Annotated in this window: 7 protein-coding genes; all 7 read right to left on the reverse strand. The window is 67.0% G+C overall.

Translation table 11 applies throughout. The annotated features are described in order from the left end of the window. Positions 1-10: 10 nt before the first annotated feature. The gene (gene rpoC, locus ACP56T_RS09500; RefSeq protein WP_430911898.1) at positions 11-4222 is read right to left on the reverse strand and encodes a DNA-directed RNA polymerase subunit beta'; all 4212 of its coding nucleotides are present in this window, start codon (positions 4220-4222) and stop codon (positions 11-13) included. A 173-nt stretch (positions 4223-4395) separates the two neighbouring features. Further along, positions 4396-8520: a DNA-directed RNA polymerase subunit beta gene (gene rpoB, locus ACP56T_RS09505; protein WP_430911899.1), complete on the reverse strand. Its 4125-nt coding sequence runs from the start codon at positions 8518-8520 to the stop codon at positions 4396-4398. Between the two features lie 252 nt (positions 8521-8772). Beyond that, entirely contained in the window at positions 8773-9153 is a 381-nt protein-coding gene (gene rplL, locus ACP56T_RS09510) for a 50S ribosomal protein L7/L12 (protein ID WP_430911900.1), read from the reverse strand. Positions 9154-9216: 63 nt separating this feature from the next. After that, positions 9217-9747, reverse strand: a complete 531-nt coding sequence (gene rplJ, locus ACP56T_RS09515; RefSeq protein ID WP_430911901.1) for a 50S ribosomal protein L10 — start codon at positions 9745-9747, stop codon at positions 9217-9219. Between the two features lie 550 nt (positions 9748-10297). Next, complete coding sequence (locus tag ACP56T_RS09520; protein WP_430911902.1) at positions 10298-11926, reverse strand: B12-binding domain-containing radical SAM protein; 1629 nt, start codon at positions 11924-11926, stop codon at positions 10298-10300. A 186-nt stretch (positions 11927-12112) separates the two neighbouring features. Further along, a complete protein-coding gene (gene rplA / locus ACP56T_RS09525; protein ID WP_430911903.1) occupies positions 12113-12811 on the reverse strand; it encodes a 50S ribosomal protein L1 in 699 nt (232 codons plus the stop codon). Between the two features lie 13 nt (positions 12812-12824). After that, complete coding sequence (rplK, locus tag ACP56T_RS09530) at positions 12825-13274, reverse strand: 50S ribosomal protein L11 (protein ID WP_430911904.1); 450 nt, start codon at positions 13272-13274, stop codon at positions 12825-12827. Between the last annotated feature and the right edge of the window lie 150 nt (positions 13275-13424).

Genomic DNA, 13424 nt, shown 5'->3' on the forward strand with positions numbered 1-13424 from the left:
GCCGGTCGCCTTACTCGGCGGCGGCCGGGGGCAACTCTTCCAGGGTCTGCGCGCCGCTCTCGGCCTGCTTCTGTTGCAGGATGAGCGAATCGCGCCGGCGCGCCACTGCCCGGATGTCGGCGGCCAGCGAGCCCGTGCCGGCCGGGATGAGCGAGCCGACGATGACGTTCTCCTTGAGCCCTTCGAGGTGGTCGACCTTGCCGTTGACGGCCGCTTCCGTGAGGACGCGGGTCGTCTCCTGGAAGGAGGCCGCCGAGATGAACGACTTGGTCTGCAACGACGCCTTGGTGATGCCGAGCAGGACCGGCACGCCCTGGATCGGCTTCTTGCCTTCCGAGACGAGCTTCTCGTTGATCTCCGCGAACTCCGTGCGGTCGATCTGATCGCCCGAGATGATGTCGGAATCGCCGCCGTCGGTGACTTCGACCTTCTGCAGCATCTGCCGGACGATGACCTCGATGTGCTTATCGTTGATCGACACGCCCTGGAGCCGGTAGACCTCCTGGATCTCGTTGACGAGGTAGGCCGCGAGTTCCTCCACGCCCTTGATTGCCAGGATGTCGTGCGGCGCCGGGTTGCCGTCGACGATGTAGTCGCCGAGCTCGACCACATCCCCGTCCTGAAGGTGGATGTGCTTGCCCTTCGGGATCAGGTACTCGACAGCCTCCGAACCGTCATGCGGCGTCAGCGTCAAGCGGCGCTTGTTCTTGTAGTCGCGTCCGAAGGCGATCGAGCCCGACTTCTCGGCGATGATCGCCGCGTCCTTGGGACGACGCGCCTCGAACAGCTCCGCCACCCGCGGCAGACCGCCGGTGATGTCGCGGGTCTTGGCGGAGTCCGTGGAGACGCGGGCGAGGATGTCGCCGGCCTTCACCTTGGCGCCCGGATCGTAGCCGATGATGGCGTCCACCGGCAGGAAGTAGCGCGCCTCCGAGCCGCGCGGCAGCTTGATCGGCTTGCCGCTCGCGTCGTGGATGACCATCGCCGGCTTGAGGTCCGACGTGCGCGGCGAGCCGCGCCAGTCGATGACGACGCGCTTGGCGATGCCGGTCGACTCGTCGGTGGTCTCGGTCATCGACTGGCCGTCGTAGAGGTCCTCGTAGGCCACCACGCCGTCCGATTCCGTGAGGATCGGGCGGGTGTAGGGGTCCCACTCGGCGATGCGCTGGCCGCGCTTCACCGTGTCGCCCTCGTCGACCTTCACGCGGGCACCGTACTGGAGGCGGTGGACGGCGCGCTCGGCCCCGTCCGATCCCACCACCACCACGGCCACGTTGCGGCCGAGGGCGACGAGATCGCCGTCCGTGTTCCGGGCCATGGCCCGGTTGCGGATCTTGATGGTGCCCTCGAAGCCCGACTCGATGAAGGACGAGTCGGCGATCTGGGCGGCGCCGCCGATGTGGAAGGTGCGCATGGTGAGCTGGGTGCCCGGCTCGCCGATGGACTGCGCCGCGATGACGCCGACCGCCTCGCCCATGTTGACGGGCGTGCCGCGGGCGAGGTCGCGCCCGTAGCAGGTGGCGCAGACGCCGCTCTTCGTCGCGCAGACGAGCACGGAGCGGATCTTCACCTCCTGGATGCCGGCCGCCTGGATGGCGGGCAGGTGCCGCTCCTCGATGGTCTCGCCGGTCTTGACGATGACCGTGCCGTCCTGGGCGACGAGATCCTCCGCCGTGGCGCGGCCGAGAATGCGGATCGCGAGCGTCGCCACGACCTGGCCGGCATCGATGATGGCGCGCATCTTGATGCCGCTCGTCGTGCCGCAATCCACCTCGCGGATGACGGCGTCCTGCGCCACGTCCACGAGACGGCGGGTCAGGTAGCCCGAGTTCGCGGTCTTCAGCGCCGTGTCCGCGAGGCCCTTACGAGCGCCGTGGGTGGAGTTGAAGTACTCGAGAACGTCGAGACCTTCCTTGAAGTTCGAGATGATCGGCGTCTCGATGATCTCGCCCGAGGGCTTGGCCATGAGGCCGCGCATGGCGGCGAGCTGCTTCATCTGCGCCGGCGAGCCGCGCGCACCGGAGTGGCTCATCATGTAGATCGAGTTGACCTGCTTGTCGGCCCCGTTCTCGTCCTTGCGGACAGAGGAGATACGGCCCATCATCTCGGCGGCGAGCTTGTCGGAGCACTTGGCCCAGGCATCGACGACCTTGTTGTACTTCTCACCCTGGGTGATCAGACCGTCGTTGTACTGCTGCTCGTAGTCCTTCACCAGCGCGCGCGTGTCGTCGACGATGGACCACTTGTTCTCCGGCACGACCATGTCGTCCTTGCCGAAGGAGATGCCCGCCTTGAAGGCGTGGTTGAAGCCGAGCGCCATGATCCGGTCGCAGAAGATCACCGACTCCTTCTGACCGCAGTGGCGGTAGACGGTGTCGATCATCCCCGAGATCTCCTTCTTGGTCATCAGCTTGTTGACGACATCGAAGGGCACGTTCCGGTGCAGCGGCAGCGCGCCCGAGAGGATCACGCGGCCGGGGGTCGTGTCGTAGGTCTTGGTCAGCGGCTCGCCGTCGGGACCGATGCCCTTCCAGCGCCACTTGATCTTGGAATGCAGCTTGACCGCGCCGGCGGCCAGCGCGTGCTCGAGCTCGCCGATATTGCCGTAGACGCCCTGCATCGGGTTGGTCTTGTTGGTCGCGTCGAAGGCGCCGACGAGACCCTCACCGACGATCGACAGGTAGTAGAGGCCGAGCACGATGTCCTGCGAGGGCACGATGATCGGCTGACCGTTGGCCGGGTGCAGGATGTTGTTCGTCGACATCATCAGCACGCGCGCCTCGAGCTGAGCCTCGAGGCTCAGCGGGACGTGCACGGCCATCTGGTCGCCGTCGAAGTCGGCGTTGAAGGCAGCGCAGACCAGCGGATGAAGCTGGATCGCCTTGCCCTCGATCAGCTTGGGCTCGAAGGCCTGGATGCCGAGGCGGTGCAGGGTCGGGGCGCGGTTGAGCATCACCGGATGCTCGCGGATGACCTCGTCCAGGATGTCCCAGACCTCGGGCTTCTCCTTCTCGACCAGCTTCTTGGCCTGCTTGACGGTGGCCGAGAAACCCTTGGCGTCGAGGCGCGCGTAGATGAAGGGCTTGAACAGCTCCAGCGCCATCTTCTTCGGCAGGCCGCACTGGTGCAGCTTCAGCTCGGGGCCGACCACGATGACCGAGCGGCCGGAATAGTCGACGCGCTTGCCGAGCAGGTTCTGGCGGAAGCGGCCCTGCTTGCCCTTCAGCATGTCGGCAAGCGACTTCAGCGGGCGCTTGTTGGCGCCCGTGATGACGCGGCCGCGGCGGCCGTTATCGAACAGCGCGTCCACCGCCTCCTGAAGCATGCGCTTCTCGTTGCGGATGATGATGTCCGGCGCGCGCAGCTCGATCAGCCGCTTGAGGCGGTTGTTGCGGTTGATGACGCGGCGGTAGAGATCGTTGAGGTCGGACGTGGCGAAGCGGCCGCCGTCCAGCGGGACGAGCGGGCGCAGGTCCGGCGGGATCACCGGCACCACGGTGAGGATCATCCACTCGGGCTTGTTGCCCGACATCTGGAAGGCCTCGATGATCTTCAGGCGCTTGAGGAGCTTCTTCGGCTTCAGCTCGGAGGTCGTGGTGGCGATCTCCTCGCGCAGCGCGTCGGCGATGCCGTCGAGGTCGAGCTCCTGGAGGATGCGCCGGATCGCCTCGGCGCCGATCATCGCGGTGAACGAGTCCTCGCCATACTCCTCCTGCGCGCGCAGGTACTCCTCCTCCGAGAGGAGCTGACGCTCCTTCAGGGGGGTGAGGCCCGGCTCGATGACGCAGTAGGATTCGAAATAGAGGATCCGCTCGAGATCCTTGAGGGGCATGTCGAGCAGCAGGCCGATGCGGCTCGGCAGCGACTTCAGGAACCAGATATGCGCGACGGGGGCGGCCAGCTCGATATGGCCCATGCGGTCGCGCCGGACGCGCGCCAGCGTGACCTCGACGCCGCACTTCTCACAGATGACGCCCTTGTACTTCATGCGCTTGTACTTCCCGCACAAGCACTCATAGTCCTTGATGGGCCCGAAGATGCGGGCGCAGAACAGGCCGTCGCGCTCGGGCTTGAAGGTCCGGTAGTTGATCGTCTCGGGCTTCTTGATCTCGCCGTAGGACCAGGACAGAATCTTCTCGGGCGAAGAGATCGAGATCTTGATCTGGTCGAAGCTCTGCGGCTGGGCCTGCTGGTTGAAAAGGTTCATGACCTCTTGGTTCATGATCCGCTCCTTGCTCGACGGTCGAGCCCCGCGCCAGGGCCGCCGTACTGATTCCGTTCGGCGCAGCGCCCTGCCGGGGCGCCGCTGGCCGTCTCAAACGAATCGGGAGGCCCCGCCCCTCCCCGCTCGGACCGTGCCGGCGAGCCGCCGGCACGGGAGGTGTCTTGCCGAGGCTACTCGGCGGCGTCCGCCGGCGGCTCGATCTGGTCGTTGGCCGCCTTCTTCGAGGAGGTGAGCTCCACGTTGAGGCCGAGCGAGCGCATCTCCTTGACGAGCACGTTGAAGCTTTCGGGGATGCCGGCCTCGAAGGTGTCGTCGCCGCGCACGATCGCCTCGTAGACCTTGGTGCGGCCGGCCACGTCGTCCGACTTCACCGTGAGCATCTCCTGGAGCGTGTAGGCCGCGCCGTAGGCCTCCAGCGCCCAGACCTCCATCTCGCCGAAGCGCTGGCCGCCGAACTGCGCCTTGCCGCCCAGCGGCTGCTGGGTGACGAGCGAGTAGGGGCCGATCGAGCGGGCGTGGATCTTGTCGTCCACGAGGTGGTGGAGCTTCAGCATGTAGATGTAGCCCATCGTCACCTTGCGGTCGAAGGGCTCGCCGGTGCGGCCGTCATAGAGCGTCGACTGGGCCGAACGGTCGAGACCGGCCATCTCCAGCATCTGCTCGATGTCGCTCTCCTTGGCGCCGTTGAAGACCGGGGTCGCCATCGGCACGCCGCGACGGACGTTGTTGCCGGCCTCCGCCAGCTCCTCGTCCGACAGGCCCTCGAGCTCGGACGGCGAGTAGATCGACGCCATCTCCGCCTTGAGGGGGGAGATGTCCTGGTTCTTCAGGTAGGCGTCGACGGCCTTGCCGACCTTGCGGCCGAGACCGGCGGCGGCCCATCCGAGATGGGTCTCCAGAATCTGGCCGACATTCATGCGCGAGGGCACGCCGAGCGGGTTGAGCACGATGTCGGCATGCGTCCCGTCCTCCAGGAACGGCATGTCCTCGATCGGCACGATGCGCGAGACGACGCCCTTGTTGCCGTGGCGGCCGGCCATCTTGTCGCCGGGCTGGATCTTGCGCTTCACCGCCACGAAGACCTTGACCATCTTCATGACGCCGGGCGGAAGCTCGTCGCCGCGCTGAAGCTTCTCGACCTTGTCGAGGAAGCGCTGCTCGAGGCGCTTCTTCGACTCGTCGTACTGCTTCTGCATCGCCTCCATCTCGGTCATGAGACGGTCTTCGACGACGGCGAACTGCCACCACTGCGAGCGCGGGTAGTCGGAGAGCAGCTCGCGGGTGAGCGTGGTCTCCTTCTTGAAGCCCTTCGGCCCGGCGATCGGCGACTGGCCGATGAGCACGTCGGCGAGGCGCGCGTAGGTGTTGCGGTCGAGGATCGCCTGCTCGTCGTCGCGGTCCTTGGCGAGACGCTCGATCTCCTCGCGCTCGATGGCCTGGGCACGCTCGTCCTTGTCGACGCCGTGGCGGTTGAACACGCGGACTTCCACGATGGTGCCGGTGACGCCCGGCGGCACGCGGAGCGAGGTGTCGCGCACGTCCGAGGCCTTCTCGCCGAAGATGGCGCGGAGCAGCTTCTCCTCCGGCGTCATCGGGCTCTCGCCCTTCGGGGTGATCTTGCCGCAGAGGATGTCGCCCGCGTGGACCTCGGCGCCGATATAGACGATGCCGGCCTCGTCGAGGTTCTTCAGCGCCTCTTCCGAGACGTTGGGGATGTCGCGGGTGATTTCCTCCGGTCCGAGCTTGGTGTCTCGGGCCATCACCTCGAATTCCTCGATGTGGATCGAGGTGAACACGTCATCCTTCACGATCCGCTCGGAGAGCAGGATCGAGTCCTCGAAGTTGTAGCCGTTCCAGGGCATGAACGCGACGAGCACGTTGCGGCCGAGCGCGAGCTCACCGAACTCGGTGGACGGTCCGTCGGCGATGATCTCGCCCTTCTTCACCCGCTCGCCGACGCGCACCAGCGGCTTCTGCGTGATGCAGGTCGACTGGTTGGAGCGCTGGAACTTCATCAGCCGGTAGATGTCGACGCCGGGCTTGTTGGCGTCGGCCTCTTCCGTGGCGCGGATGACGATACGGGTGGCGTCCACCTGGTCGACGATGCCGGTGCGGCGCGCGGCGATGGCCGCGCCCGAATCGCGCGCGACCACGGCCTCCATGCCGGTGCCGACGAAGGGCGCGTCTGCGCGCACCAGCGGGACCGCCTGGCGCTGCATGTTCGAGCCCATGAGCGCGCGGTTGGCGTCGTCGTTCTCGAGGAACGGGATCAGCGCGGCCGCCACCGACACGAGCTGCTTCGGCGACACGTCCATCAGGTCGACGCGCTCGGGGCCGACGACGATCACCTCGCCGGCCCGGCGGCAGACCACCAGCTCCTCGGTGAGCTTCTTGTTGGCGTCCATCTGCGCGTTGGCCTGGGCGACGTGGTACTTCGCCTCCTCCATGGCGGAGAGGTAGGAGACCTCGTCCGTCACGACGCCGTCGCGGACCTTGCGGAACGGCGTCTCGATGAAGCCGTACTTGTTCACGCGCGCGAAGGTCGCGAGCGAGTTGATGAGGCCGATATTCGGGCCTTCCGGCGTCTCGATCGGGCAGATGCGGCCGTAATGGGTCGGGTGCACGTCGCGCACCTCGAAGCCGGCGCGCTCGCGGGTCAGGCCGCCCGGCCCGAGCGCCGAGAGGCGGCGCTTGTGGGTGACCTCCGAGAGCGGGTTGGTCTGGTCCATGAACTGCGAGAGCTGCGACGAGCCGAAGAACTCGCGCACGGCGGCGGCCGCCGGCTTCGCGTTGATCAGGTCCTGCGGCATCACGGTGTCGATGTCGACGGAAGACATGCGCTCCTTGATGGCGCGCTCCATGCGCAGCAGCCCCAAGCGGTACTGGTTCTCCATGAGCTCGCCCACCGAGCGCACGCGGCGGTTGCCGAGATGGTCGATGTCGTCGATCTCGCCCTTGCCGTCGCGCAGGTCCACGAGCGCCTTGACCACCGCGAGCATGTCCTCCTTGCGGAGCGTGCGCACGGTGTCGGCGGCGTCGAGGTCGAGGCGCATGTTCATCTTCACGCGGCCGACCGCCGAGAGGTCGTAGCGCTCGGAATCGAAGAACAGCGAGTGGAACATGGCTTCCGCCGTGTCGAGCGTCGGCGGTTCGCCGGGGCGCATGACGCGGTAGATGTCGAACAGCGCGCCTTCGCGGCCGGAATTCTTGTCCACGGCCAGCGTGTTGCGGATGTAGGGGCCGACATTGACGTGGTCGATGTCGAGCACCGGCAGCTCGACGACGCCGACGTCGTCGAGGCTCTTGAGGAGCTTCTCGGAGATCTCGTCGCCGGCCTCGGCCCAGATCTCGCCGGTCTTCATGTTGACGAGGTCCTCGGCGATGTACTGGCCGACGAGATCTTCGTCGGTCGCCTTGAGGAACTTGGTGCCCTTCTCGCCGATCTGGCGGGCGTTGCGGGCGTTGAGCTTCTTGCCCGCCTCGAGCACGACCTCGCCGGAATCCGCGTCGATCAGGTCGACGGCGGCCTTGAAGCCCTTCAGGCGCTCGGGATCGTAGGCGACGCGCCAGTCCGCCCCGTCGCGGGTATAGGCGACGTGGTTGTAGAAGGTCGACAGGATCTCCTCGCCGTCTAGGCCGAGGGCGAAGAGCAGCGAGGTGACCGGCAGCTTGCGCTTGCGGTCGATGCGGACATGCACGATGTCCTTGGCGTCGAACTCGACGTCGAGCCAGGAGCCCCGGTAGGGGATGATGCGCGCGGCGAAGAGCAGCTTGCCCGACGAGTGGGTCTTGCCCTTGTCGTGGTCGAAGAAGACGCCCGGCGAGCGGTGCATCTGCGAGACGATGACGCGCTCGGTGCCGTTGACGATGAAGGTGCCGTTATCCGTCATGAGCGGCATGTCGCCCATGTAGACGTCCTGCTCCTTGATGTCCTTGACGGACTTGGCGCCGGTGTCCGGGTCCACGTCGAACACGATCAGCCGCAGCGTCACCTTGAGGGGCGCGGCGAAGGTGATGCCGCGCTGGCGGCACTCGTCGACGTCGTATTTCGGCGGCTCGAAGGTGTAGCGCACGAACTCGAGCAGCGCGGTCGAGGAGAAGTCCGAGATCGGGAACACCGACTTGAAGACGCTTTGCAGCCCCTCGTCGCCGCGGCCGCCCTCGGGCTCGTCGACCATCAGGAACTGATCGTAGGACGCCTTCTGAACCTCGATCAGGTTCGGCATCTCGGCGACTTCCCGGATCTTGCCGAAGAACTTGCGAATGCGCTTGCGACCGACCAGCATATTGGCCATGTGACCTCGCTCCACCATCCCCGCGTCGTGGTCGTCCGGGGAAAGTCGCCTTCCCGCGCCGGACCGTGACGCGCGCCCCGCCGGACCGCGCCACCCGAACTCGAATTCCCAAAGCCGGCCCCGTTCCAGGGACCGCCGGCCGCCTGAAGCGGCCTTAGCCCGCGGGTGAAACCACCCGCGGGCTTTGGCTCTCACGCACCGCCCATAAGGACGATGCGCCTGTCGACGGGCCGGAGACGGCCCATCGGCTGCTTACTTGAGCTCGACCTTGGCGCCGGCCTTCTCGAGCTGGGCCTTGAGCTTGGCGGCGTCGTCCTTCGAGACGCCTTCCTTGACGGGCTTCGGGGCGCCCTCGACCAGGTCCTTGGCCTCCTTGAGACCGAGGCCGGTGATCGCGCGGACCTCCTTGATGACCTCGATCTTCTTGTCGCCGGCGGCGGCGAGGACGACCGTGAACTCGGTCTGCTCCTCGGCGGCGGCAGCGGCGCCACCACCGGCGGCCGGGCCGGCGGCCACGGCGACGGCGGCGGCGGCGGAGACGCCCCACTTCTCTTCGAGCATCTTGGCGAGGTCGGCGGCCTCGAGAACGGTCAGGGACGACAGGTCGTCGACGAGCTTGGCGAGATCAGCCATGGTTCGGGTTCCTTGAGAGATATCGGTTTGAACGAATGGGTTTGTAAGGGGGGCGAGCGGCCGTCAGGCCGCTTCGTCCTTGGCCTCGTCCTTCGTGGCATAGGCCCCGAACACGCGGGCGAGCTTGGCAGCCGGCGCGTTGACGACCTGGGCGATCTTGGTCGCGGGAGCCTGCACGAGGCCCACGATCTTGGCGCGCAGTTCGTCGAGGGACGGGAGCGAGGCGAGGGCCTTCACGCCGTCCGGGTTCAGGGCTGTCGTTCCCATGGCGCCGCCGAGGATCACGAGCTTGTCGTTGGCCTTGGCGAAATCCACCGCTACCTTCGCGGCCGCGACCGGATCGCTCGAATAGGCGAGCAGGGTCGGACCCTTGAGCAGGGGCTTGATGGAGGCGACGTCCGTGCCATCGAGAGCGATGTTGGCGAGGCGGTTCTTGGCGACCTTCACGGTGGCGCCGGCCTGCTTCATCTGCGAGCGCAGCTTCTGCATGTCGGCGACCGTGAGGCCCTTGTAGTGGGCCACGACGACGACGGCGTTCGAGGTGAACACGCCGTTGAGCGTCGCGACGAGATCAGCTTTTGCTGTCCGGTCCACTGGGGCTCTCTCCGGTTGGCGGAACCCGATCACGGGTCCGCCGGTTGCACTTGCCGCCCGGAACGGATCTCGGCCTTCAAGAAGCCGGAACGTCCTGGCGACGCTTCACGGCCCTGTCCCCTGACGCCCGCGTGACGCGGCCGGCATGGGCGAGATGGTTCAAACCGATGCCTCTCCGATCCGCCTTGCGGCGTCCCGGCGAGGGCTTTGGAATTCGGTCTTCCCCGTCTGTGCAGGCTTTGCGGATTAAGCCGGGAGACCCCGGCGCCTGCAGTCTCGGACAGGACATGGCCGGAACGGGCTCCGCGACACCTTCCGGTGCTCGGCTCCCTCCGGCCATTGTCGTCCGGTTGCCCGAACGACATCTCTTTCGGAAACACGACCTCTCGATCGGCTCCCATGGATCGCGTATGAATTCGTGGAGGGCGCTGTATAGAGCCTCGCAATCCTCCTGCCAAGTCCCGGAACGCGACAATTCCGTCGCAGGCAAGCGATCTCCCGTCAGGAATGTCTCAAGGCTTTCGCGGGGCGCCGCTCGGGTGGGCGGGAATCAAGTCGGGAGGAAGCGCCGCGCCGCCTTCCACCAAGGCTCGCCCGCCCGCTCGGCGCGCTGCTCGGCCTTGGCCGCGTAGAAGGAGGCGTTGTGCTCGCCGCGCAGCGCCTCGCGGGTGAAGCGGATCAGGTGATGGGCGACGAAGCCCATGTTGAACACCGCCTCGATCTGGCCCCGCTTCAAGGCGTAGCCGGCGGCCCGCCAGAACGGCCCGCGATAATCCGAGAAGAGCCCCACGCGGGTGATGATGTTGAAGCCGAGCACCAGGCCGCGACGCAGATTCGTGCGGGTGAGCTTGCCCTTGGCCGGCGTCTTGATGCGGTGCGGATACGTCACCGCGCATTGGTGCTTGAAGCGCTCGAAGATCCGCTCCGGCTCGTAGGCATGCGCGATGGCGCGCCGCCAGCTCGCCACCACCGTGTCGTGCGGCCGCTTGAACAGGACGTTCGATTCGAGGGAGGCGTCGTGCACCAGGCGCCCTTCCCGCGTCAGCCGGTCCCAGAGCGGGGTCTTGGGCAGGGCCTGGAGCAGGTTGATCGTCAGCACGGGGATCGCCGAGCGGTCGATGAAGTCGATGAGGTTGTCCTCCGACGCGTCCGTGTCGGTGTCGAGGCCGAGGATGATGCCCGACGTCACCTCGAGCCCGTAGGAGTTCAGCGTCTCGATGGCCTCGTACATGGGCACGGCGGCGTTGTGGGTCTTGTCGATGCCCTTCAGCGCCTCCGCCTCCGGCGTCTCAATGCCGACGAAGACGGTCATGAAGTTCGCCTGCCGCATCAGCTCGAGGATCTCGGGCTGCTTGGCCATGTTCAGCGTCGCCTCGCAGGCGAACTGGAGCGGGAAGTGATTCCGCTTCTGCCACTCCACCAGATGCGGGAGCATGTCCCGCGTCGCCTTGCGGTTGCCGATGAAGTTGTCGTCCACGAAGTAGATCACCGCCGGATGGCCGGGCTGGGCGATGATGGCGTCGAGCTCGGCGCACATCTGCTCCGGCGTCTTCAGGCGCGGCTGGCGGCCGTAGAGCTGCGGGATGTCGCAGAACTCGCAGCGATAGGGGCAGCCGGAGGAGAACTGAAGCGAGCCGATCAGGTAGCGCTTCAGCGGCACCGCCTCATAGGCGGGCGCGGGGAAGTCGGAGAGGCCGAGCCGCTCCTTGGTCTCCAGCACCACCTGGGCGGCCGGCCGCGACAGGTCGCGGTCGAGGATCTCCACGAGCTGGTCGGTGGCGTCGCCGATCTCGCCCATGTGGAGATAGTCGAAATCCGCGTATTTCTCGGGCGCTCCCGAGACCGAGGGGCCGCCGAGCACCGTCACCTTGCCGGCCTTGTGGGCGCGGGCGCGGATCTCGTGGATCTGCGGCTCCTGGATATGCATGCCCGACACGAACACCGCGTCGGCCCAGGCGAAATCCTCGGGGGTCGCGCGGGCGATGTTCTCGTCGACGAAGCGGCTCTCCCAGGTCGCGGGCATGTAGGCCGCGATGAGCAGCAGCCCCTGGGGCGGCATGAACGCCTTCACCCCGCCCATCAGCGGATAGGCGTGGGAGAAGGTGCCGAAGGAGGGAGTGTAGGCGGGGAAGACGCACAGGATGCGTCGGCGAGACGAGACCGGGAGGGAGCATCGCATGTCCCGGTATCTAGCACAGGCTTTCGGGTTGTGACGCCCCCGCGCCACGCTTTCGGCGTCGCACCCGAGAAATGTGAAGGCGCCCCCCGCCCGTGGCGGCCGGCCCCGCGTCGCTGCGCTCCGAAAAAAAGAACGCCCGGCCGCAGGGGCCGGGCGTTCGGGGCTCTGTTCGCTGTCGGAGCCGGATCAGGCGCCGATGACGCTCGCGGGCTCGACCTTCACGCCGGGGCCCATCGTCGAGGTGACGGCGATGCGCTGGATGTAGGTGCCCTTGGCGCCCGTGGGCTTCGCCTTGGCGACGGCGTCGGCGAAGGCCTTGATGTTCTCGACGAGCTTGTCGCCGTCGAAGGACACCTTGCCGACGCCGGCATGCACGATGCCGGCCTTCTCGACGCGGAACTCCACCGAGCCGCCCTTGGCGCCGGCCACGGCACCCTTCACGTCCATGGTGACGGTGCCGACCTTCGGGTTCGGCATCAGGCCGCGCGGGCCCAGCACCTTGCCGAGACGGCCGACGAGCGGCATCAGGTCCGGGGTCGCGATGCAGCGGTCGAACTCGATCTTGCCGCCCTGGACGATCTCGAGCAGGTCCTCGGCGCCGACGATGTCGGCTCCGGCGGCCTTGGCTTCCTCGGCCTTGGCGCCGCGGGCGAAGACCGCGACGCGCAGGCTCCGGCCCGAGCCGTTCGGCAGGTTGCAGACGCCGCGGACCATCTGGTCGGCGTGGCGCGGGTCGACGCCGAGATTCATCGAGATCTCGACGGTCTCGTCGAACTTGGCGTTGGCCTTCGACTTCACCAGGGCGATCGCCTCGGCGATCGGGTAGAGCTTGATCCGGTCGATGCCCTCGCGGGCGGAGCGGATGCGCTTGCCTTCATGTGCCATTGCTCGCCCTCCCTTACGCGACGACGTCGAGGCCCATGGCCCGCGCGGAGCCACGGATCATGGCGACGGCCGAATCGACCGAATCGCAGTTGAGGTCGGGCATCTTCTTCTCCGCGATCTCGCGGAGCTGAGCCTCGGTGACCTTGCCGACGGTCGGGCCCTTGCCCGGCGTCTTGGAGCCGGAGGCCGGCTTCTTGCCGATCTTCAGCCCGGCCGCCTTCTTGAGGAAGAACGTCACCGGCGGCTGCTTCATCTCGAAGGTGAAGCTGCGGTCCTGATAGGCGGTGATCACCACCGGGATCGGGGTGCCCTTCTCGATCTGCGCGGTCTTCGCGTTGAAGGCCTTGCAGAATTCCATGATGTTGAGGCCGCGCTGACCGAGCGCGGGACCGATGGGCGGCGACGGATTGGCGGCGCCGGCCGGGACCTGAAGCTTCACGTAGCCCGTGATCTTCTTCGCCATGGGACTGCTCCCAGAATAGCCCGCCATCCGGCTGCCTCAGCGCGGATCGGAAACGGGCGGTTGCAGGTCGCGGTGCGGACCGTGGCTCCCGGCGGCGAACCGGGCGGACCTCCCGCGGGTTTATCGCGAATGGGGAGCAGCGAATGGCGA

It is taken from the genome of Methylobacterium endophyticum (assembly GCF_050591105.1).
Lineage (GTDB): Bacteria > Pseudomonadota > Alphaproteobacteria > Rhizobiales > Beijerinckiaceae > Methylobacterium.